The organism is Microbispora bryophytorum (assembly GCF_043197435.1).
GTDB classification, from domain to species: Bacteria; Actinomycetota; Actinomycetes; order Streptosporangiales; family Streptosporangiaceae; genus Microbispora; species Microbispora bryophytorum.
Map to the genome: position 1 here is coordinate 895,059 of NZ_JBICTF010000003.1, position 22,352 is coordinate 917,410.

The following is a 22,352-nucleotide window of genomic DNA, read 5'->3' on the forward strand; positions in this document are numbered from 1 at the left end:
CCTCCTGTCCACGGCCCGCCACCGAGGAACTCCTCCGAGTCGTCAGGATCCGCGCACCATGTCGAAAGCCGGTCGGTCCCAGGAGGAGATGCGCCGGCGCAACCTCGGCGATCTGCTGCGGCACGTGCACCTGTCCGGCGCGCTCTCCCGTTCGGAACTGGCCGACCGGATGGGCCTGAACCGCAGCACCATCATGGCACTGACCGCCGAGCTGTCCGCGGCGGGCCTGGTCGGTGAGGAGCTGCCCGGAGACACCGGCAGGGCGGGACGCCCGTCGCTGGTGGTCCGCCCGGAGCGCGACCGTGCGCACGTGCTGGCCTTCGACGTCCGGGTCGACCGCCTGGTCGCGGCCCGGGTGGGACTGGGCGGTGAGATCCTCGACCGCCGGGAGGCGGTCAGGCCCCGCGCGGGCGCGGACCTGGAGGACGTCGTCGGCGTGCTCGCGGGCTTCGGCCGTGAGCTGCGGCGCGGCGTCCGGCCGGGTTCGGTGTGCGTCGGAGTCGGCGCGGCCTACTGCGGGATGATCCGGCCCGACGACGGCACGGTGCGGTACGGGCCCTACGTGGGGTGGGTGGACCAGGCGTTCGGTGTCGAGCTCGGCTCCCGCCTGGGGCTGCCGGTGCTCGTGGGCAACGAGGCCCACCTCGGCGCGCTGGCCGAGCGCGACCGCGGCGTGGGCCGTGGCTTCGACAACCTGATCTACCTGCACGGCGACGTGGGCGTGGGCGGCGGGATCATCGTCGGCGGCCGGCTGCTCGGCGGCGACGGCGGCTACGGGTGCGAGCTGGGGCACATGATGGTGAATCCGTACGACGGGCGGCCCTGCATGTGCGGCTCACGCGGCTGTCTGGAGGCCGAGGTCGGCGAGCACGCCCTGATCGACGCCGCGGGCCGTTCGGGCGAGCTGAGCGGCCGTGAGGGCGTGCGCGCGGTGGTGGAGGCCGCCGGACGCGGGGACGCGGCGGCCGGGGAGGCGCTGCACCGGATCGGCGACTGGCTGGGCATCGGCGTGGCGAACCTGATCAACCTCTTCAACCCCGGCATGGTGATCTTCGGCGGGATGCTGCGGGACGTGTACCCGGGCTCGGCGGCGCAGGTCGGTCACCGGGTGGAGGCGAACGCCATGGTGATCTCCCGCGAGCAGGTGCGGCTGCGGGTGTCGGCGCTCGGCGACGACGTCACGCTGGTCGGCGCCGCGGAGCTGGCCTTCTCCAGGCTCCTGGCCAGCCCCCTGGAGGTGCTCGCGGAGATGCGGCGTCGTTCGGCGCACCGGGCCGCGGCCCGGAGGGGCGCCCTGGCCCGGTGACGGGCCCGCGCTCACGCGGGCGCCGCTCCACGAGGACGGCGCGTCCGTCGGGGGCCTGATCCGGTTATGAACGGGGACGGGTGAGCTCTCCCGCGCGCCGGCGTCAGGTGACGAGGCCGACTCCGCCCAGGATGTCGCCTCCCGGCACGCCGTTCCATTCGGGTTCCGCGTTCTCGGGCCGCCACCGGTGCAGCGGCACCACGCCGGGCTCCAGCACGTGGAGGCCGTCGAGGAAGCCGCGCACCTGGGCCGCGGTGCGCGGCACGATGCCGCCCGCGGTGGTCGTGGTGTAGACGTCCCGGCCCCGCCTGACCGCGTCCTCGTCCAGGTCGCCCTGGGTGATGTGGGAGACCACGAGGTGGCTGCCCGGGGCGAGCGGCTCGCGGAACGCGCCGACGAGCCGCGCCGCCTCCGCGTCGTCGGTCACGAAGTGGAGGACGGCCAGCATGATCAAGGCGACCGGCCGGGTGAGGTCGAGGTGGGTGCGGACGCCCGGGTGGCCGAGGATCGACTCCGGTTTCCGCATGTCGCCGTCGATCACGATCGACCGGGGGTTGTCGGCGAGCAGGGCGCGGGCATGGACGAGCACGATCGGGTCGTTGTCGACGTAGACGACCCGGGACTCCGGCGCCTCGGCCTGCGCCACCTGGTGGACGTTCTCCTGGGTCGGCAGCCCGGTGCCGATGTCGAGGAACTGCCGGATGCCCGAGCGCGCCAGGTGCCGTACGGCCCGCACGAGGAAGGCGCGGTTGGCCCGGGCGACCTCGCGGGCGTTGGGGAGGATCGAAATGATCTTCTCGGCGGCTTGGCGGTCGGCCGCGAAATTGTCCTTGCCGCCCAGGTAGTAGTCGTACATCCGGGCCACGCTCGGCGTGCCGGGGTCCACCACCCACGCGGGAGCCAGCTCCTCGTGCACGCTCCGCCCTCCATCGCTCGGGTCCGGTCCACCGGATGAGGCGATCACCATCCTAGGGACACAGGTGCCGATTTTGACAGCCTGCTCCGACAATCGGAAATGTCGAGATGTGTCCTCGGTCCCCGGACACGACGAACGACGAGACCGGCTCAGGCCGCCGCGCCGTCCGACCCGCCCAGCTCCACCAGCTCCCGCAGGGTCGCGTGCGGGATGTCGATGCCGGCGAAGGTCAGGAACCGTCCCATCGGCATCGACGAGGCCATCCGCAGCCCGTTCTCGTCGTCCTCCTCGGTCCGCCGGCTCTTCCCACCGCTGAGGACCCGCAGCAGGGCGGGCCCGGCGAGCGGGTGCGAGAGCCACTCGCCGAGCGTCGAGTCGAGCGACACCACGGGGACGACGGAGTCGCCGCCCAGACCGATCGTCGTCTCGGCCACGACGGACGAGGCGTTCTCGCCGATCTGGATCGTGTAGTCGCCGGGCGCGACGGTCCACCGGCCGAGCGGGACGTCGTAGTACGCGAACGCCCGCCGGTCGAGAGGAAGGGTGACCGTGCGCGACTCGCCGGGGGCGAGGGAGACCTTTCTGAAGGCCCGCAGCTCCCGGACGGGTCGCCGTACGGGACCCGCGGCGGTGGACACGTAGACCTGCACCACGTGCTTGCCCGCCCGATCGCCGGTGTTGGTCACCCTCATGGTGACGGTCGCCCTGTCGTCGCCCGTGCGGACGACCCTGAGGCCGTCGATCGCGAACGTCGTGTAGCTCAGGCCGTGACCGAAGGGGTAACGCACGGGCAGCTCGACCGTCTCGTAGTAGCGGTAGCCGACCATGACGCCCTCGCCGTAGCGCACGTGCCCGGCCTCGCCCGGGAAGTTGAGGTAGCTCGGCGTGTCCTTCAGCCGCACCGGGATGCTCTCGGCGAGGCGGCCCGAAGGGTTGACGGCGCCGAAGAGGAGGTCGGCGACGGCGGAGCCGCCCGCCTGGCCGAGCAGCCAGCCCTCCAGCACGGCGTCCACGTCGTCGTGCCAGCCCTCCAGGGAGACGACGCCGCCGTTGGACAGGACGACCACCGTACGGCGGGCCGCGGCGGCGACGGCGCGGATCAGCTCGATCTGGACGGCGGGCAGGTCGATCGTCTCCCGGTCGAAGCCCTCCGACTCCTCACGCTCGCTCAGCCCGGCGAAGACGACCGCGACGTCGGCGGACGCGGCGGCCTCGGCCGCCGCCTCGCGAAGCTCCCGCGCGTCGCCCGATCCGTCCAGCGAGAACCCCGGGGCGTAGGCGACGTCCAGGGCGAGGGCGCGGATCGCGTCGAGCGCCGCGTCGACCCGGGTGGCGTGCACGTGGGAACTGCCGCCGCCCTGGAACCGGGGCCTGGCGGCGAACTCGCCGATCACGGCGATGCGGGCTTCCGCCGAGAGCGGGAGCGTGCCGTCCTCGTTCTTGAGCAGCACGGCGCATTCGGCGGCGAGTTCGCGGGCGAGCGCGTGGTGGGCGTCGGAGTCGAACGCGCCGGAGACGCCGCTGTGGCGTTCGGTGAGGGCGACGACGCGGCGCACGCTCGCGTTCACGGCGGCCTCGTCGAGGTCGCCCGCGCGGACGGCGTCCACGATGCGACGGTCGCTCGCGCCGCCAGTCCCCGGCATTTCGAGGTCCAGGCCTGCGGCCAGCGCGGCGACGCGGTCCTGGACCGCGCCCCAGTCGGAGACGACGACGCCGTTGAAGCCCCACTCGCGGCGAAGGACATCGGTGAGCAGCCACCGGTTCTGCGAGGCGTGGACGCCGTTGACGCGGTTGTAGGAGCACATCACGGTGGCGGGCCGTGCCTGGGTGACCACCCGCTCGAACGCGGGGAAGTAGATCTCGCGCAGCGTGCGCTCGTCCACCTCGGCGCTGACCCGCATGCGCTCGGTCTCCTGGTTGTTGGCGGCGAAGTGCTTGACCGACGCGCCGGGTCCCTCGGCCTGCAGCGCGGCGACGTGCGCCGCGGCCAGTACGCCGGAGAGCAGGGGATCCTCCGAGTAGTACTCGAAGTTGCGCCCGCACAGCGGCGAGCGCTTGATGTTCACGCCGGGGCCGAGCACGACCGCCACGCCGAGGGCCCGGCCCTCCCGGCCGACGGCGGCGCCGATCCGGGCGGCCACCTCGGGATCCCAGCTCGACCCGACCGCGGCCGCGGGCGGGAAGCAGGTGGCGGGGATGCTCTCGTTGATGCCGAGGTGGTCGGAGCCGCCGGCCTCGCGGCGTACGCCGTGCGGTCCGTCGCACAGTGTGATGGACGGAATCGCGGCCTCATCGAGCGGCTTGGTCGTCCAGAAATCCCGGCCCGACAGCAGCGAAGCCTTCTGCTCCAGGGTGAGCGCGTTCAGTGCGAGCGCGTCGAGGTCGGTCCGGGCCATCGGGGAGGCTCCTTTCACGGGGGGTGGTTCACAGTGTTTCCTGCCCCGGAGGGGAGCAGCGGCGGACAGGAGCGGCGGCGGGGTGTGTTCGGCCCCGGCCGGGGCCGCGGGGTCGCCGAGCGCGGCGGAGGGGGATGTCCGGCCCGGGCGGGGCCGCGTTGCCGCCGAGCGCGGCGGCGGGACGGCGTCGCGGCGGGCGGCTCGGCCGCCCGCCGCACACGTGTCACGGTCAGGAGGCCGGCGCCGGCACCCGCGCGTGGGTGGTGAGCCGCCGGGCCCGGCCGAGCACGACGGTGTCGCCGGTCAGCAGGATGTCGGACCGCAGGGGGCGGTCGGCGGCGGACGGTCCCGCGGTGAGCGCGATGACGCCCGGCTCGACGATCCTGCGCAGGCCGGGATCGGTGTAGGAGAAGGCGTCGGCGGGGATCTCGAAGATCACTTCGCGGGTCTGTCCGGGCGCGAGCGGCACCCGGGCGAAGCCGACGAGCTGCGCGACGGGGCGGGCCACCTGCGCCACCGGGTCGGAGGCGTAGAGCTGCACGACCTCCGCCGCCGGCCTGGCGCCGGTGTTGGTGACGGTCACCCGCGCCTCGACCGTGCCGTCCGTGGGGCACCGCTCCGCCGAGGTCGTCATCGCGTCGTAGGTCACCGTCGTGTACGACAGCCCGTGGCCGAAGGGGAAGGCCGGGGTCGGGTCGGACACGGAGATGCCGTCGGTGCGCAGTCCCAGAGGCGGCTGCAGATAGGTGGAGGGGTTGACGAAGGGGGAGCCGGGGATCTGGACGGGCAGGCGGCCCGAGGGCTCGACCCGGCCGCTGAGCACCCCCGCGATCGCCGTGCCACCCTCCACGCCCGGCAGGAACGCCTGGAGCGTGGCGGCGGCACGGCCGGCGTAGGCGCCGATCGCGTACGGGCGGCCGGACACCACGACCAGGACGACCGGGGTGCCGGTGGCCAGGACCGCCTCGACCAGCTCGGGCTGGACTCCGGGCAGGGCGAGGTGGTCGGCGTCGCAGCCCTCGCCGGAGGTGCCGTTGCCGAATAGCCCGGCCCGGTCGCCGACGCACAGCAGCACGAGGTCGGACTGCGCGGCCAGGGCGGCCGCCTCGGCGATGCCAGAGGTGTCGTCGCCCGACACCTCGGCGCCCTGTGCGTAGCGCAGGTCGGCATCGGGGAACTCGGCCCGCAGGAGGTCCAGGACGGGCGCGATGGGCAGGCCCATGCCGTGGTCGGGGAAGCGGTCGAGCACGTGGTTGGGGAAGGCGTAGCAGCCGAGCAGGGTCTGCGGGTCGTCGGCGCACGGGCCGACGACGGCGATGCGGGCGGTCGTCCCGGAGGCCAGCGGCAGCGTGCCGGTGGGGTTGCTCAGCAGCACGACGGAGTGCTCGGCCACGGTGCGGGCCAGGTCGCGGTTGCGGGGGCTGTCCAGGTCGACCTCGCCGGCGCCCTCGGGCACGAGGGGGCCGTCGCCGAGCAGGCCGAGCTCGATCTTCTGCCGCAGCACCCGGCGCACGGCCTCGTCGACCAGGGACTCGTCCACGTTGCCGGCCCGCACCTGCTCGGCCAGGCGGGTGCCGTAGCCGACCGTCTCGGGCAGCTCGACGTCGATGCCCGCGCGCATCGCGACCACTCCGGCGTGTGTCTCGTCGGCGGCGACGTTGTGGTTCATGGCCAGGAACGGCACCGCCCAGTAGTCGGCCACGACCGTGCCGTCGAATCCCCACTGGTCGCGCAGCACCCCGCGCAGCAGGCCGGCGTGGGCGCCGACGGGCACGCCGTCGATGTCGGTGTAGGAGTTCATCACCGAGCGGGCGCCGCCCTCGCGGATGGCCGTCTCGAACGGCGGGAGGATGACGTCGGCCATCTCGCGCGGGCCGATGCTGACCGGGGCGTGGTTGCGGCCCGCCCGGGAGGCGGAGTATCCGGCGAAGTGCTTGAGCGTCGCGATGATCCCGGCGTTCTCCAGGCCGCGCACGTAGGCCGCGCCGATCTGACCCACCAGGTAGGGGTCCTCGCCGAGGGTCTCCTCGACCCGGCCCCACCGGTAGTCGCGCACCACGTCGAGCACCGGCGACAGGCCCTGATGGACGCCGACGGCGCGCAGGTCGTCGCCGATGGCCAGCGCCATCCGCTCCACCAGCGCGGGGTCGAAGGTCGCGGCCCAGGCCAGCGGGGTGGGGTAGGCGGTCGCGCCGTAGGTGGCGAACCCGGTCAGGCACTCCTCGTGGGCGATGGCCGGGATTCCGAACCGGTTGGCCGCGATCACCTGATCCTGCATCTTCCGCAGTCCGGCCGCGCCCTCCACCGGGCTCACCGGCGCCGTGCCGTACACCCGGGTCAGATGGCCGACCCCGTCGCGCATCCGGTCGGCGAGGTCCGTGCCGTCCTTCATGAACAGGTCCTGCAGCGGCGCGACATTGCCGCCCGCCGCCTCCGAGCCGGCGGGCGAGATGTCGACCCACACCGATCCGAGCTGGGCGACCTTCTCCTCCAGCGTCATCTCGCCCAGCAGCGCGTCCACGCGCTCGTCGAGAGGCCGGTCGCCGTCCCGCCAGGGCGCGAGCCCCGGCGCGTCTACGAATGTCATGACATCCCTTGCTTGTCGATCCGTCGCGTGGGCCTCGGCCCCGGAAGACGCCGTACGGGACCCAGGTGACGATCCGCCCGGCCGTCCCCGCGCGGCGGCGGCGGCAGGCGGCGGTACGCGAGCAACCGCATCGAGCGCCCCCTGCTCATCCGGACTGTCGTCTGAACTGCGGTCCGAAAGTTTCCGAATCAGGACCGATAGTTTATGGGGACTCTAGGCCGGTGCGCTGGAGGTCGTCAAGGAAACGGCGGTGAGATATCCGAAACATTCGGGTGAATGTCCGAAAGTTAGCGCTAAACTGCGGTCATGACCACGACCAGGGAGTCGACACCGCCGGAGCACACGCCCTCCCGGCCGCTGACAATCGCCCAGATCGCCGAGCTGGCGGGGGTGTCCCCCGCGACCGTCTCCAAAGTCGTCAACGGCAGGTCCGAGGTCGCCCCCGAGACCCGCGCCCTGGTCGAGGACCTGATCCGCGAGCACGGCTACCGCCGGCAGAAGAAGCGCCCCACCGCGGCTCCGCTCATCGAGCTGGTCTTCAACGAGCTGGAGGGCGGGTACGCGATGGAGGTCATCAAGGGCGTCGAGCAGGTGGCGCGCGAACACGGCCTCGCGGTGGTCGTCTCCGAGCTGCCCGACCACCACCCTCCGGCCAGGGGCTGGATCGAGGGGGTGATCGGCCGCCGTCCCCACGGCGTGATCGTGGTCTTCTCCGGCCTCACGCGGGCCCAGCGTGAGCAGCTGAGGACCCGGGACATTCCGGTGGTACTGGTCGACCCCACCGGCGACCCCGGGCACGAGCTGCCCTCGGTGGGCGCGGGCAATTGGAGCGGCGGCCTGTCGGCCGCGCGCCACCTGCTGGAGCTGGGGCACCGGCGCATCGCGCTCATCACCGGTCCCGCCCACGCCCTGTCCAGCCGCGCGCGGCTCGACGGGTTCCGCGCCGCCATGGACGCCGCGGGCGTGCCGACGGATCCGGAGCTCGTCCGGCAGGGCGACTTCAGCGCGGAGGACGGCCTTGCGCACGCGCGCTCCCTGCTCGCGCTGCCCCGGCCCCCGACCGCCGTGTTCGCCTTCAACGACGCGCAGGCCATGGGCGTCTATCAGGCGGCCCACGAGATGGGGCTGCGCATCCCCGACGAGCTGAGCGTGGTCGGCTTCGACGACCTGCCGATGGCGCAGTGGCTCATCCCCGCGCTGACCACGGTGCGCCAGCCCCTGACGGAGATGGCCGCCGCCGCCACGGCCATGGTGGTCGCCATCGCCCGCGGGGAGTCCCCCGCGCAGGACCGCGTCGAACTCACCACCGGCCTCGTCGTACGCGGCAGCACCGCCGCCCTCGCCGCCTGAATTTTCGGATCTCGGGAATGAAATTTCGGAGCCCCGGCCGATCCGGTGACACTCCGCACCCGGGTCGCGGGAAGCGTACGGCGGACCGGAATGCGGATATCGGGTCCGGCCGTGGCGAGGCCGGTGCGATCGGACGAAGTGGCCGCCGGTTGACCTGCACCTCCTCGCCGGACGCATCCTCCGCCGCGCAGAAATATTCGACATTTATCCGAAAATTTCGGTGCCGTCCCCGCGTTACCATGGCTGAGCGCGCATCGAGAAGCGCCTGCTCTCGTTGCCCGGCCGGCCCACGATCAGGGCCTTGCGCCGCTCTGCGCCACCCTATTAGTGCCGCGGCGAAATTTGTCGGGATGATCCCTGTTTCCGGGTGGGAACGTTTCGGACATCCAGTCGTAACTGATCATTTATAGCGTCTCGCGCATCACCGGGTTTCCCCAAGGAGCACCTCGTGCGCAAGGCTCGTCCCGTCCTCTGTTCTCTCCTCACCCTTTCCCTCGTCATCCCGCTCACGGCGGCGCCGGCGTCCGCCAAAGCGCCGCCCGGAGAGCCCCCAAAGGGCCACCGGCCACCCGTACTCGATCTGGAGACGCTCACCGGCGCGCAGGCCGAGGCCATGATGGAGCAGGGTCGGCTCACCTCTGTCGAGCTCACCCAGATGTACATCGACCGGATCGACGCGCTGAACAAGCGCGGACCGGGCCTTAACGCCGTCACGCAACTCAACGCGGACGCCCTCAAGGAGGCCGCCGAGGCCGACAGGCAACGGGCGAAGGGGCATGTCCTCGGGCCCGCGCACGGGCTGCCGATCCTGCTGAAGGACCTCATCGACGTCAAGGGCATGTACACCTCGGCCGGCAACTACTCGCTGCGTAACTCGTTCCCGGCGACCGACGCGGGCATCACCGAGAAGCTGCGCGAGCACGGGGTGGTCGTCCTCGGCAAGGTCGGCCTGTCGGAGTTCGCCAACAGCTTCGGCAACCAGCCGTCCGGGTTCGCGAACCTCACCGGGCAGGTCATCAACGGCATCGACGCCGACCAGAACCCCAGCGGCTCCTCCTCCGGCACGGGCGCGGCGATGGCCGCCGCGATGTCCACGCTGGGCATCGGCACCGAGACCTCCGGCTCGATCATCAGCCCGTCGAGCACGCAGAGCCTCGTCGGGCTGCGGCCGACCGTCGGGCTCGTCCCCGGGTACGGCATCGCGCCGATCAGCGCCTCGCAGGACACCGCGGGGCCGATGGTCCGCAGCGTGTCGGACGCCGCGATGACCCTCCAGTCGATCGCCGGGCCCGACCCGGACAGCGACGCCGAATACCGCGCCGTCTTCGGCGACGACTACCTGAAGACCGGTGTCATCCCCACCCCGCCCGCCCAGGTGCCGGACTACATGAAGGCCCTGGACCTCGGCTTCGTCAAGGGCAAGAAGATCGGCTACAACGGCACGCTCACCGAGGGCAGCCCGCTCAAGATCGCGTACGACGCGCTGGTCGCCGCAGGCGCGATCATGGTGCCGCGGCCGACCGTGTCGATCCCGGCGATCCCCAACCTGCCCAGCGGGTACGAGCAGCACAAGACCATCGACGAGTACTACAAGCGCCTCGGCTCGCAGGCGCCGATCAAGTCGCTGGCCGAAGAGGTGGCCGACAACCAGGCCAACGCCCACCAGGCCCTGAAGTACGGCAACAGCAGCCACCTCAGCGCGCTGAACGCCGACGTCACCCCCGGCGGGGCCAACGAGACCGCCTACCGGGCGAACCTGCCCGTACGCAAGGCGGCCTGGCACAAGGCCATCGACGACATGATGACCTACCCCGGCTCCGACCCCTCCCAGCCCGCCGACCCCGTGATCGCGATCCTCGGCAGCGTGCCGAACGGGCCGCAGGCCGGGTACCCGTCGATGACGATCCCGATGGGGTACAACGCCACCACCCGCCGTGCGGTCAACGTGCAGGTCCACGGCAACGCGTACGACGAGTACAACCTGATCGGCGTCGGCTACGTCATCGAGCAGGCCACGAAGCTGCGCCAGACGGCCGGCAACGTGAACCCCAGCATGTACCGGTGCGCGCCCACCGTCCCGGCGGAGCCGTACGCCTCGCGCGGGCACTGCAACCCCGCCTACGACACGATCATGAAGATGCTCGGCGGCGCGCCGGCGCCGCTGCCGTTCTCGCCGGAGACCGAGTCGGCGCAGAGCCTGTCCGCGCGGCTCGCCGCGGGCACGCTCACCTCGGAGACCCTGGTCAAGGCGTACCTCTACCGGATCGCGCTCACCAACGCCGAGGGCCCGGCCATCCAGGCGGTACGTTCCATCAACACCGATGCGATCAAGGAGGCCCGCAGGGCCGACAAGGAGCGGGAGAAGGCGGCCAAGGACAAGAAGGGCAAGCGTGACCCGCTCGGGCCGCTGGCAGGCCTTCCCGTGCTGGTCAACGACGGGTTCGACGTGGACTCGCTGCCGACGACGGGCGGCTCGATCGCCCTGCAGGACCTGCGGCCGGCGAAGGACTCGACGGTGGTCGCCAAGCTCAAGGCCGCCGGGGCGATCATCCTCGGCAAGACGAACATCACCGAGTTGAACGGTGTGTTCGACGCGAACCTGCCGGAGGGGTACTCCTCCCTCGCCGGTCAGGTGCTGCTTCCGTCGGACACCGACAAGACTCCGGCCGGGTCGTCCGCGGGATCGGCGGCGGCGACGGCCTCCGGGCTGGCGGCGTTCACCGTCGGCATGGAGACCTCGCCCGACTCCGCCCAGCTCGTGGCCCCCGCCGACGCGGCCGGCGTCGTCGGGCTGAAGCCGACCGTCGGGCTGGTCAGCCGCACCGGCACGCTGCCGGTCGCCAAGTCGCAGGACGCCCCCGGGCCGATCACCCGTACCGTGTACGACGCGGCGACGGCGCTGACGGCGATGGCCGGGGCCGATCCGGCCGACCCGGCGACGAAGGACGCGCCCGTGAAGGACTACACGGCGGGCCTGTCGAAGACCGCCCTGCAGGGCAAGCGGATCGCCGTCCTATCGAGCACGTCCGGGCCGTATCCGGCGGTGGTGAGCGCCCTGCAGTCGCTCGGGGCCACGACGACCACGGTGACCGTCGGCACCCCGAGCCCCGACCCGGCGAGCATCGTGAGCCGGGAGTTCAAGCGCGACCTGAACGCCTACCTGTCCGGCGCCGGGCGCGGGCCCGGGGCGAGGTCCCTGCAGGACGTCATCGACTACAACGACGCCAACCCGGTCGAGGGGCTGAAGTACCAGCAGGGTCAGCTGCTCGACGCGCAGGCCGTGGACCTGTCGGACCCGGCCACCGGCGCGGCGTACACCTCCGATCTGCAGGCGGGGCGGGCGTCCGCCCGCGCGCTGATCGACGGCATCCTCGCCAACGGGACCCCCGGCGACCCGTCGGACGACTTCGACGCGGTGCTGGTGCCGTCCGGCAACGCGCTCGTCGGTCACGCCGACCGGGCGGGCTACCCGGTGCTGACCCTGCCCGCGGGGTACGGCGCCACCAACAGCTCGGCGGGCCGCAACCCGATCGGCGTCGCGCTCGTCGGCACGGCCTTCAGCGAGGCGACCCTGCTCGCCGACGGCTACGCCCTGGAGCAGGCGACCGCCGTCCGGCTCGCGCCCAGCGACACCAACCCGAGCATGTGGCGGTGCGTGCCCGGCAGCACGTTCTTCACGGGAGAACTGTGCAACCCGGGTGACCGCCTCCTGCAGCCCGGCCCGCGCCCCTGACCGCTCCGATTCGAAGGTCCTTGAGGTCCGTCCCGAAGGCCCGCGCCGCCCGGCGCGGGCCTTCGGCCTTCCCGTGATCGCCTGGAGAGCACCGGTCGCCGGACCTTGACCGCGATCAGGGTAAAGTACGCGAAATGTTCGATATGTCCTGGTCAGTGAGGTAAGGGTGGCGGGGGTACAGGCAGTTCTGAAGCGTGTCGCCCTCGACACCAGGCCCTTGAGCATTCCCGCGTACCGGCGGCTGCTGGTGGGGCAGGGCGTCTCCTTCGTCGGCTTCCAGCTCACCTCGGTGGCCGTGAGCGGGCAGGTGTACAACCTCACGGGGTCGTCCCTGTGGGTGGGCATGCTCGGGCCGGTGAGCCTCGTCCCGCTGGTCGTCTTCGGTCTGTGGGGCGGCGCGGTCGCCGACGCGATGGACCGCCGCCGGCTCCTGCTGGCCGGCTCGGTGGTGGCCTGGCTGTCCACCGTCGCCCTGCTGCTGCACGCCTGGTCGGGGCTCGGCAGCGTCTATCTCATCCTCGCCGTCATCGCTCTGCAGTCGATCGGCTTCGCCGTCACCTCGGCCACGCGCGGGGCGATCATTCCCCGCATCGTGCCCACCGAGCGGGTTCCCGCGGCCAACACCCTCAACTTCCTCGTCAGCAGCATCGGCACGGTGGTCGGGCCGCTGCTGGCGGGGGTGGTGCTCGCCAAGGGCGGGTACGCCACCGCCTACCTCATCGACGCCGTCCTGTTCGGCGCCGGCTTCTACGCGGCGGTGCGGCTGCCGACGCTGGCGCCCGTCGGCGAGATCTCCCGGCCGGGCCTGCGCTCGGTGGTCGACGGGCTCCGATACGTGGTGAGCAAGCCCGTCGTGCTCATGTCGTTCGTGGTGGACATCATCGCGATGGCGTTCGCGATGCCGAGGGCGCTGTTCCCCGAGATGGCGGCCGAGCGCTTCGGCGGCTCCACCGTGGCGTTCGGCTGGCTGTCGGCGAGCATCGCCATCGGGGCGGTCGTCGCCGGCGTCTTCTCCGGCTGGGTCGGCCGCGTACGCCGCCAGGGGGTGGCGCTCACGCTCGTGATCGCCCTGTGGGGCGTGACGGTGACCGCCGCGGCGCTGGCCCAGCCGTTGTGGCTGGTGGTGGCGCTGCTGGCGATCGGCGGCGCGACCGACCTCGCCTCCGCCGTCTGGCGGCAGACGATCCTGCAGACCTACGCGCCCGACGAGATGCGCGGACGCCTGCAGGGGGTGTTCATGGTCGTCGTCGCCGGCGGGCCCCGCCTGGGCGACCTGCGGGCGGGCGCCACCGCGGACGCCTTCGGGCTCGTGTCCTCCTGGGCGGGCGGCGGCCTGATATGCGCCCTGCTGGTCCTGGTGACCGGCTTCGGGGTGTCCGCCTTCCGGCGGTACGACGCTCTGGCGAGCCGCCCGGACGCCCGCTGAACCCGAGTCTCAGGATCGGGCCTCGCCGCGTACGCAGAAGGAGATGGGACTGCGGACGCGGGCGGGGAAGACGAAGCGCTCCAGCGACTCGACGGTGAAGCCGGCCGCCTCGACGGCCGTCAAGCTGTCGCGGCCCGTGTGGCAGCCGCCGGTCAGGCCAGGCCACACGCTCGCGTCCAGCAGGTCCTGCGCCCTGGCCCAGCCCGTGGGCCCGGCGCGGACGTGTTCGAGGAAGCGCAGCCGCCCGCCGGGGACCAGCACGCGGCGGATCTCCCGCAGCCCGGCGACGGGATCGGGCAGCGAGCACAGCACGAACGACACCACCGCCGCGTCGAACTCGCCGTCGGAGGCGGGGAGCCGGTCGGCCAGGCCGCCGGCGACCTCGATCCGCGCCCGCGCCTGATGGGCCGCGTCGAGGGCGACCGCCCGCAGCCGCGGTTCGGGCTCGACGGCCAGCACGGCGGTGACGGACGGCGGATAGTGGGCGAAGTTCAGCCCGTTGCCCGCGCCGACCTCGATCACCCGGCCCGACAGCCCCGCCACCAGCGCCTCGCGCTGTCCGGACATCCCCTGCCGGTCGAGCACCTGGCTGAACCACGTGTAGAAGCGGGCGAACAGCGGATGGCTGACCCCGGTCGTCGGCATGGCGTCCCCCTTCCCGTCCCTTGTTCATTCCCGCCCGGCACGGACCCGCATGGCCTGCGGCATCACCGAATCGCGGCGAAACGGTCGTGGTCGCCGCCGGTCTCCGCGCGGCTGCGGGCGCGGTGAGACCCAGCGTCACCGGGAAGGTGAACCGCACGCAGGCGGGCATCCGACCCGCATGCGGGCGCGATGTTCCGGTAGAACTCCTCTGTGACTCAATTGGTGACAAACTGGGCAGGCAACATCACCTTCGAGGCCGCATCGGTCGAGCGGCCCTCCTCGGTGGACGAGGTGCGCGCCCTGGTGGCGCGGAGCGAGAAGGCCCGCGTGCTGGGCAGCGGCCACTCCTTCAACCGCATCGCCGACTCCGCGGGCGCGCTGATCTCGCTCGACGCGCTGCCACCGGAGATCGAGATCGACGCCGGGCCGTCCACGGTGCGGGTCGCCGCGAGCGTCCGGTACGGCGAGCTGGGCCGCCGTCTGCACGACAAGGGCTATGCCCTGCCCAACCTCGCGTCCCTGCCGCACATCTCGGTCGCGGGCTCCTGCGCGACCGGCACCCACGGCTCGGGCGACGGCAACGGCGGTCTCGCCACCTCCGTGCGCGCGATCGAGATGGTGACCGCGGACGGCGACCTCGTCACCCTGAGCCGCGACGCGGACGGCGACCGGTTCGCCGGGGCCGTCGTCGCGCTGGGCGCCCTCGGCGCCGTCGTCGCCATGACGCTCGACGTCGTGCCGTCGTTCGACGTCCGACAGCGCGTGTACGAGGGCCTGCCGGCCGAGGTGCTGGAGGACCGGTTCGACGCCGTCATGTCCGCCGCGTACAGCGTCAGCCTGTTCACCGACTGGCGGACCTCCCGGATCAACCAGGTCTGGGTGAAGGAACGGGCGGCGGGCGGCGCGGAGGAGGCGACGGCCGCCGGAGGGCACTACGGCGCCGAGACCGGCGGCGGCTTCTTCGGCGCGACGCCGGCCGACGGCCCGAGGCACCCCGTGCCCGGCATGTCCGCGGTGCACTGCACGGCCCAGATGGGCGTCCCCGGCCCCTGGTTCGAGCGTCTGCCGCACTTCCGGCCCGACTTCACCCCCAGCAGCGGCGAGGAGCTCCAGTCGGAGTACATGGTGCCCCGGCGGCACGCGGCCGCGGCGTTCCACGCCCTCGGCGGGATCCGGGACCGCATCGCCCCGGTCCTGCAGATCTCCGAGATCCGCACGATCGCCGCCGACGACCTGTGGCTGAGCCCGAGCGGGGGCCGCGACACCGTGGCCTTCCACTTCACCTGGATCAAGGACACCGCCGCCGTGACGCCCGTGCTCACCGCGATCGAGGAGTGCCTGGCGCCGTTCGGCGCGCGGCCCCACTGGGGGAAGGTCTTCACGCTTCCCGCGGACGTCCTGCGCTCCCGCTACGAGCGCCTGGACGACTTCGCGGCGCTGGCGCGGCACTACGACCCGCGCGGCGTCTTCGCCAACGAGTTCGTCGAGCGGTACGTCCTCGGCCTCGGATGATCGCCGGGGTCGTCCCCTTATGACCGGGTAAGTCCCCGGGATCGCGGGGGAGGACGATGCGCATCGAGGACTACGCCCTCATCGGCGATCGACGTCCGCACGGGGCGTCAGACCGGCAACTTCCCCCAGGCGTACAGCCACATCTCCGTCGTGAACGCGGCCCGGGCGCTCGCGCCCCGGGCGGGAACATCTGACTGAGCGATGGCCTCCATCTGTTTCCTGCGCCTCTCGCGACCTCCCCTTCGCCGCCTGCGGCGTTGGATGATGCAAGCGAGGGGTCCGGGTCTTCGGCCCGGCCCGTCTGGGGGAAGAGGTGACGCGACATGGTGCGACCAGGTCTGGCCCGCCGTCCGGACGTGACGGAGCTGCGCCAGACGTACGACCGCGCGGGATCGACCGCTCCCGCACAGGTCATGGACGGAGTGACGTTCCTCGCGGGGGTCTATCTCGCTCTCTCGCCGTGGATCGTGGGCTTCAGCGGTTTCGGCGCTCTGGCGATCAACAACTTGATCGTCGGGCTGACGGTCGCGGCGCTCGCGATGGGCTGCGCGTCCGCCTTCGGCCGCACGTACGGCATGAGCTGGGTGGTGCCGGTGCTCGGCGCCTGGACGATCATCGCGCCGTGGGTGATCCGCGGCCAGCCGGCGACCACGGCGACCATCTGGAACAACGTGGTCACCGGGGCGATCATCTTCCTGTTCGGCCTCGGAGCGCTGGCGTTCGCCGCGAACTACCGGCAGCACGAGCACGGCGGCCCGCGCCGGGGGACCGGCGCACCGGGCGGCGAAGAATGGTAGCCGCCGCCCGCGGGTAGGCGGCGCACGGCGGTGACCGGCGGGGGAGCTCCCTTCGCCCCGCCGGTCCACCCCGTGACGCGCGAGACGGGTGCCGCAGCCCCTGGCGGGTGACGTCGCCCCATGCCCGGGGCGATGGTCCCGGTCTCGTCGAGGCGGTTCACCCTGGCCAAGCCCGCGGCGTAGGCAAACGCGGCGTAGGCAACGCGGCGCGCGCGAGGGGCCGCCCAGTTGCCGCCCATAGGCGGTCACGTGCGTCGCGGTCGCCGGCCCCGGCGTACGGGGAAAAGGGGACGACACAAGATCGGGCGGCGGGCTAGGGTGCGGGGCACGGGGCGGCTCCTGGACGTGCTTCCTTCTCGATCTTTAATCGCTTTAGTGCGTCCGTTCTCCGCCCCGTCTCACTTTCTCGGCGCGTGCCCGATCGCTCGCACACAGGGAGGATGCCCGTGGACCGGCTGGCGGAGTTGCTGCTGCGGCAGCGGCTGGTCGCCCCCGACCTTCTGGTGCCCGCCGTCCTCGCCCCCGCCGCCGAGCGGAAGGCCGCCGTCGCGGGCCCTGGGAGCTCCGGCCGTCCGTCGCGGTCGTCCCGCCGGGCACGGCCCCTCGCCGCCGTCGCCGACGGGGTGGTCGCGCTGGAGGCCGACCTGCTCCAGCTCGGGCACGTGCTGAGCGCGCCGCTGCGGGCCCGGCTGGCCGAGCTGGACGCCGGGGATCTCGGGCAGGCGGGCCGCGCGCTCGTCTCCGCCCTGTCGGCCCAGCTGGGCGGGCACGTCGTGCACACGCCGCTGTTCCGCCGCTTTCCGGAGTCGGTCCCGGCCGACACGGCGGAGCTGTTCGTCCGCAGGGTGTTCTCCGTGCTGCTCCAGCGGCCGGAGCAGCCGTGCGTGCTGTGCGGGGAGGTCGCCGCCGTCCATCCGGTGTCCCCGTGCGCGCACCTCGTCTGCCGCACGTGCTGGGACGGCGCCGACTACAGCGCCTGCCCGATCTGCCATCGCCGGATCGACCCCGGCGATCCCTTCCTGCGCCCGGCCGACGACGTCTACGCTCCGGCCGTCAGGTGGAACGGCCGGGTGCCGGAGACGCTGACCCTGCTCGGGCTGTGCGACGACCCCGCCGCCCGGGCCCGCGACCTGCTGGGTCCGCTGCTGTCCCGGCAGGCGGCGCCGCGCGCGGAGGACAGGGCGGTCGTCGCCGAGATCGTCGATCGCTTCTGGCCCGAGTCGGCAGGCTGGCTGCCCGACAAGATCCCGGCCCGCGAGACCCGCGCCGTCGTCCTGGCCACGGCCGTACGGCACGGCGACCTGGCCCTGCTCACGGCGCACGCCGACACGGCGACCGACGTGCTGCGGCTGCTCCACGTCCTCATGGGCGGCGACCCCGGGTTGCGCGCCCACCCCCCGCGCCGTATGAGCCTGTCCCGGCCGGTGCGCCGGGCGCTCCTCGCCGCGCTGGACCGGCAGGCGCTGCCGTATCTGATCGAGGACCTGCACCGCTACCCGGCGCAGTGGCGGCACATGGCGGAGGTGCTGCACCCGCACGAGTTCCACCGGCGTCACCCGGAGGCGGCCCTGGCGTTCGCGGTGTTGCGCGGCACCCCGCTGCGGAAGGGCACGCCGATGGCGGACGTCCTGCTGGAGCGCGCGGCGGCCCACGGGGACCTGCTGTCGTTCGACGGCGTACGGCTGCGCGCCCGCACGTTCGCGGGGCGGTTCGAGGACGCGCTGCGGACCGATCCCCGCGAGGCCCTCGCCCTGCTGGCGCGCCGGCCGGGAGAGCTGCTGCGGCGCACCGCCGATCTCGCCCGCCGCCTGCCCGCCGCCGACCTCGCCGAGGCTCTGCGCGCCGCCGCGCCGCACGTCTCCCCGGCCGTGCTGATCGCCACCCTGGGCCAGTTGCGCACGCCGCCGGGCGGTACCCGGATGTTCCTGCCGCGCGGGGGAGCGGCGCGGATCTGGGCCGAGCCCGACGCCCGCGAGGAGCTCGCTCCCGAGACCGTGGCCGCCCTGTCCGCCGTGCTGACAGGCGAGCTGCTGCGCCGGGCAGCCGCGCTGCCGCCCGTCGGGACCGCGCTGCTGGACGAGGAGCTCACCGACCTGCTCGCGCCGGAGGCCGAGCGGTCCGCCTCGGCCTCGCTGGTACGGCTGCCGCGCGGGAGCGTGCGGCCGCTGCCGGGTGGCGAGCGCATCCGGTTGTTCCTGCACTGGGCGGAGCCCGCGGATCGCGTGGTCGACCTGGACCTGTCGGTGGCGGTGTTCGACGCGCGGTGGACGTTCGCCGGGCTGTGCGACTACACGCACCTGCGGCTCGGCGCGAGCGCCGCCGTCCACTCCGGGGATCTGACCTCCGCGCCCGAGCCGCTGGGCGCGTCGGAGTTCGTGGACCTCGACGTGACCGCGCTGCGCGCGATCGGCGGCAGGTATGTGGTGCCCGTCGTGTTCAGCTACAACGACGTGCCGTTCGACGAACTGGTCCGCGGTTTCGCCGGATTCATGGACGACCCGGACGGCCTGTTCGACCCGCTCGCCGTACGGCAGCGCTTCGACCTGACCGGCCCGGCCAAGATCCTCGTCCCGCTCGTCGCCGACCTCTGGTCGCGCACGATGCGCTGGGTGGACCTCAACGTGTCCGCGTTCGGCGGGTTCCACAACGTGTACGAACACGAGGAGCAACTCGCCCGTCTGGGCGCGGCCGCCGAGGACGCCTACGGTCTCGGCGAGCGCGTCACCCTGTGGGAGGTCGCCTGCTGGCACGCCGCCGCCCGCGCCCGCGAGGTCGTCGTACGGCACCGCGACGGCGCCGTGAGCCGGTACGCGCGTCGCCCCGGTGAGGACGCCGCCGCCTTTGCGTCCCGCCTCGGCGTACGGCGGGCGGCCGACCCGGCGGCGAAGGCAGGCGCGGCGGAAGCGGGTCTCGCCGTGGTGTTGGAGGACGACGTGCGGGTGAGCGAGGGGGCACAGGTCTACGCCCTGCACCCTGCCCATCTCGACCCGGCCCGTCTCGGCCCGGCCGCGATCCGCCCTCTCGACGCCTCCGACCTCGTCGGCATGCTCGCCCCCGCGACGCGCTGACCCCGCCGGACAAAACGGATTGCGCGCTCACTGACCCGCGTGGGAAAGTGGCCGCGTTTCACCCAGACAGCAGCGAAGGAATGAAGCCTATGTTCTCGGCGTCCCACAGCGGCCGCCGTCGGCACTGACCGGTACGCTTCCGCGTCATCGGTTCACTGCCTTCACCGTCTCACGGCGGCGGCCCCACATGACGGTGCCCTGCGCACCTTCTCCATCCCGTCCGGGATGGCGTCATATGCGAGTTCACCCCTCCGCTCCGCGCGGCGGGCGAACCGTTCCGCCTTTCGTTCGTGAGGTCGATATCACCGTGGGCATCGATGTCCAGAGTTTCGCCGTGGCCAACCTTCGCCGCCGTCCCGAAGTCGTCGAGATCGGGGGCTTCGTCGTCGGCGTGGAGCCCGGCACCACCAGCCCCTACATCAACTACGCCACACCCCTGCCCGGCGCCCGGCCGGGCGGACGGGACGTCGCGGCGCTGATCGGGGCGTTCCGCGAGCGCGGGCTCAAGCCCCGTCTCGAGTTCGCCCCGGACGCCGCGCCCGCCGTGGAGCCCGCGCTCCGCGAGGCGGGGTTCACCGTCGAGGCGGTGCACGACTACCTCGTCTGCACCCCGGCAACGCTGACGCCGCCGCCGGTCGTCCTCCCGGTGGAGACGCCGTCCACGGACGAGGACTACGCGGCGATCGACGCCGCCCTGTCCGAGGCGTTCGGCGGACAGGGCGCCTCGTCGCCGGAGGGCGTGGCCCGGCTGCGCCGTACGGAGGAGGGCGGCGGCGCGGTCCGGTTCGTCCGGGCGCCCGGCGGCGGCTGCGCCGGAGCGGCCATGTGCTCGGCTCCGGCCGTGGAGACGTCGGAGCTCGCCGGGGTCGGCACCCGCCCCGATTTCCGCGGGCGGGGCATCGCCGGCGCGGTCACCGCCGCGCTCGCCGAGGCGCTGCTCGCCAGGGGAGCACGGTCGGTGTGGCTGGAGTACGGCGGCGAGGGATCGCGCCGGGTCTACGAACGCGTGGGCTTCCGGCCGGGCGGGACCCGCCTGTACATGTCGCTCGACGTCTGACGCGCGCCGTCCGCCGGCCGCCCGTGGCCCCTGCCCGTTCACCTAGGGCAGGCGTCGCGCGGCCGGCGGACGGGGACAGGATCAGAGGGAGGCGGATCGGCCGGCGGCCGACGCGAGCCCGGGCGGCGCCGCGGCCAGGGCCTTGTTGATGGCGTCCACCAGGGCGAGCGCCGCCTCCTCGGTGAGCTCGATCGCGACCCGGGCCGATGGACCCTCGGCCGGGTTGGTGAGGTCGATGTTCACCGTGTGCTCCTGGCACGCGTGGTAGGGATGGTCGACGTAGACCATGCCGTCGGTGACCGTGAACCAGCCCGACGCCCCCTTGGCGGCGCCGTCCATCCGGATCTTCTCGGTGAGATAGGTGCACATTTCTGTTCTCCTCAGGCGGCGAGGTGACGGCCGAAGAACCCGAAGACCTTCTTCCAGCCCTCCACGGCGGCGGCGGGACGGTAGTTCGGCCGGTCGGTGGCGAAGAAGCCGTGGCCGGCGTCGGGGAAGACGTGGAACTCGTGTTCCTTGCCGAGCTTGTCCAGCTCGGCGGCGAGCACGTCCACCTCCTCCGGCGAGGGGAACTTGTCGTCCGCGCCGAAGAGCCCGAGCAGCGGGCAGGACAGGTCGGCGGCCCGGGAGATCAGCGGCTCGGCCGTGAGCGGGAAGTCGGCGGGCGGCGCGGTGACCACGAAGGCCCCGTAGCAGTCGACGGCCGCGTCGATCCGGAGCGAGCAGGCGGCCAGGAACGTCTGCCGCCCACCGGAGCAGTAGCCGATCACGCCGATCTTGCCGTTGGCGTGCTCCAGGCCCTTGAGGTAGGCGGCGGCGCCTGCGACGTCGCCGACGAGCTGCTCGTCCGGGACGCCGCCCTTGGCCCGGGCCGCGGCGGCCTGGTCGTCCGGGCTGACGCCGGCGCCCTCCCGGGAGTACAGGTTGGGGCAGATCGCCGCGTAGCCGTGCGCGGCGAAGCTGCGCACGATCTCCTTGGTGGCCTCGTCGTAGCCGGGCATGTGGTGGATCACCACGACCCCGCCGTGGGGGGAGGAGCCCAGCGGCCGTGCCGCGTACGCTTCGAGCTCGGCGCCTTCGTGCCCGGTCACGGCGACCGTGCCGGCCCACATCGCGTCCGTCATTCCGATTCCCTTTCCCTGCGATCACAGCACTGCCCGAGTGATGGCGGCGCCGGAGGTCCACCTTAGTAGTTAGCTGAACTAACTAAGCCAGGCCCGTGCGGTGATCGGATGAATGCGGGGTCTGCTCGTCGGGGTTGCGGCACAACGTCCCTTCTTTACACGAGCCCGGTGACTGTGGCAGGCTCGGCCGGTTGAGACATCGGGTGTATCTCCAAGGAGGCGTTCGTGAAGCTGTTGCGGGTGGGTCCGGTGGGTGCGGAGCGGCCGTGCGTGCTCGCGCCCGACGGGCGGGTGTTGGACGTGTCGTCGTTGACGGCCGACATCGATGGTGCGTTCCTTTCGGGGGGCGGTGTGGAGCGGGTGCGGTCGGCTCTGGCGGAGGGGCGGCTGCCGGAGGCGGGGCCGTTCGAGCGGGTGGGCGCGCCGGTGGCGCGG

Annotated in this window: 14 protein-coding genes and 1 pseudogene; 9 read left to right on the plus strand and 6 right to left on the minus strand. The window is 72.8% G+C overall.

From position 1 onward, the window contains the following. Positions 1–58: 58 nt before the first annotated feature. Positions 59–1,306: an ROK family transcriptional regulator gene (locus ACGFIB_RS13325; RefSeq protein ID WP_208762165.1), complete on the plus strand. Its 1,248-nt coding sequence runs from the start codon at positions 59–61 to the stop codon at positions 1,304–1,306. Positions 1,307–1,409: 103 nt separating this feature from the next. Here the strand turns inward: ACGFIB_RS13325 and ACGFIB_RS13330 are convergent, their stop codons facing one another. The 3 genes from ACGFIB_RS13330 to ACGFIB_RS13340 form a co-directional block, all read right to left on the minus strand. Continuing rightward, a complete protein-coding gene (locus ACGFIB_RS13330; RefSeq protein WP_357243731.1) occupies positions 1,410–2,222 on the minus strand; it encodes an SAM-dependent methyltransferase in 813 nt (270 codons plus the stop codon). 149 nt (positions 2,223–2,371) lie between these two features. Then, positions 2,372–4,618: a glycoside hydrolase family 3 C-terminal domain-containing protein gene (locus ACGFIB_RS13335; RefSeq protein WP_393371415.1), complete on the minus strand. Its 2,247-nt coding sequence runs from the start codon at positions 4,616–4,618 to the stop codon at positions 2,372–2,374. A 229-nt stretch (positions 4,619–4,847) separates the two neighbouring features. Continuing rightward, complete coding sequence (locus ACGFIB_RS13340) at positions 4,848–7,205, minus strand: beta-xylosidase/alpha-l-arabinosidase (protein ID WP_393371418.1); 2,358 nt, start codon at positions 7,203–7,205, stop codon at positions 4,848–4,850. Positions 7,206–7,511: 306 nt separating this feature from the next. Here ACGFIB_RS13340 and ACGFIB_RS13345 point away from each other — a divergent pair, with 306 nt between their 5' ends. From ACGFIB_RS13345 to ACGFIB_RS13355, 3 genes are all read left to right on the plus strand, one after another. Continuing rightward, positions 7,512–8,555 (plus strand): LacI family DNA-binding transcriptional regulator, encoded by a 1,044-nt coding sequence (locus ACGFIB_RS13345; protein WP_357243722.1) that lies wholly within the window; start codon positions 7,512–7,514, stop codon positions 8,553–8,555. A 448-nt stretch (positions 8,556–9,003) separates the two neighbouring features. Further along, positions 9,004–12,288 carry an amidase family protein gene (locus ACGFIB_RS13350; protein ID WP_393371421.1) on the plus strand — a complete coding sequence of 1,095 codons (3,285 nt, stop codon included), beginning with the start codon at positions 9,004–9,006 and terminating at the stop codon, positions 12,286–12,288. 217 nt (positions 12,289–12,505) lie between these two features. Further along, positions 12,506–13,714, plus strand: coding sequence for an MFS transporter (locus ACGFIB_RS13355; RefSeq protein ID WP_223853346.1), 1,209 nt, complete (start codon positions 12,506–12,508; stop codon positions 13,712–13,714). 9 nt (positions 13,715–13,723) lie between these two features. Here ACGFIB_RS13355 and ACGFIB_RS13360 read toward each other — a convergent pair whose 3' ends face one another. Then, positions 13,724–14,359 (minus strand): class I SAM-dependent methyltransferase, encoded by a 636-nt coding sequence (locus tag ACGFIB_RS13360; RefSeq protein ID WP_393371425.1) that lies wholly within the window; start codon positions 14,357–14,359, stop codon positions 13,724–13,726. Positions 14,360–14,581: 222 nt separating this feature from the next. On the opposite strand from ACGFIB_RS13360, the gene ACGFIB_RS13365 reads away from it, so the two are divergent. From ACGFIB_RS13365 to ACGFIB_RS13380, 4 genes are all read left to right on the plus strand, one after another. Next, positions 14,582–15,871, plus strand: a complete 1,290-nt coding sequence (locus tag ACGFIB_RS13365; protein ID WP_457852313.1) for a D-arabinono-1,4-lactone oxidase — start codon at positions 14,582–14,584, stop codon at positions 15,869–15,871. A gap of 323 nt (positions 15,872–16,194) precedes the next feature. Continuing rightward, a complete protein-coding gene (locus ACGFIB_RS13370; protein WP_142570576.1) occupies positions 16,195–16,668 on the plus strand; it encodes an SPW repeat protein in 474 nt (157 codons plus the stop codon). Positions 16,669–17,114: 446 nt separating this feature from the next. After that, the gene (locus ACGFIB_RS13375; protein ID WP_393371428.1) at positions 17,115–19,736 is read left to right on the plus strand and encodes an MXAN_6230/SCO0854 family RING domain-containing protein; all 2,622 of its coding nucleotides are present in this window, start codon (positions 17,115–17,117) and stop codon (positions 19,734–19,736) included. A gap of 334 nt (positions 19,737–20,070) precedes the next feature. Beyond that, positions 20,071–20,793: a GNAT family N-acetyltransferase gene (locus ACGFIB_RS13380; protein ID WP_393371431.1), complete on the plus strand. Its 723-nt coding sequence runs from the start codon at positions 20,071–20,073 to the stop codon at positions 20,791–20,793. An 81-nt stretch (positions 20,794–20,874) separates the two neighbouring features. Here ACGFIB_RS13380 and ACGFIB_RS13385 read toward each other — a convergent pair whose 3' ends face one another. Continuing rightward, entirely contained in the window at positions 20,875–21,162 is a 288-nt protein-coding gene (locus ACGFIB_RS13385; protein WP_142570581.1) for a DUF6295 family protein, read from the minus strand. An 11-nt stretch (positions 21,163–21,173) separates the two neighbouring features. Beyond that, positions 21,174–21,917 (minus strand): dienelactone hydrolase family protein, encoded by a 744-nt coding sequence (locus ACGFIB_RS13390; protein ID WP_142570583.1) that lies wholly within the window; start codon positions 21,915–21,917, stop codon positions 21,174–21,176. 225 nt (positions 21,918–22,142) lie between these two features. On the opposite strand from ACGFIB_RS13390, the pseudogene ACGFIB_RS13395 reads away from it, so the two are divergent. After that, positions 22,143–22,352 (plus strand): annotated as a pseudogene (locus ACGFIB_RS13395) (fumarylacetoacetate hydrolase family protein); the annotation flags it as partial.

Excerpts from the sequence above, each read along its gene's own strand:
- ACGFIB_RS13325 (WP_208762165.1), top strand. The coding sequence starts at position 59 with ATGTCGAAAGCCGGTCGGTCCCAGGAGGAGATGCGCCGGCGCAACCTC.
- ACGFIB_RS13335 (WP_393371415.1), bottom strand. The coding sequence starts at position 4,618 with ATGGCCCGGACCGACCTCGACGCGCTCGCACTGAACGCGCTCACCCTG.
- ACGFIB_RS13340 (WP_393371418.1), bottom strand. The coding sequence starts at position 7,205 with ATGACATTCGTAGACGCGCCGGGGCTCGCGCCCTGGCGGGACGGCGAC.
- ACGFIB_RS13345 (WP_357243722.1), top strand. The coding sequence starts at position 7,512 with ATGACCACGACCAGGGAGTCGACACCGCCGGAGCACACGCCCTCCCGG.
- ACGFIB_RS13360 (WP_393371425.1), bottom strand. The coding sequence starts at position 14,359 with ATGCCGACGACCGGGGTCAGCCATCCGCTGTTCGCCCGCTTCTACACG.
- ACGFIB_RS13370 (WP_142570576.1), top strand. The coding sequence starts at position 16,195 with ATGGTGCGACCAGGTCTGGCCCGCCGTCCGGACGTGACGGAGCTGCGC.
- ACGFIB_RS13385 (WP_142570581.1), bottom strand. The coding sequence starts at position 21,162 with ATGTGCACCTATCTCACCGAGAAGATCCGGATGGACGGCGCCGCCAAG.
- ACGFIB_RS13390 (WP_142570583.1), bottom strand. The coding sequence starts at position 21,917 with ATGACGGACGCGATGTGGGCCGGCACGGTCGCCGTGACCGGGCACGAA.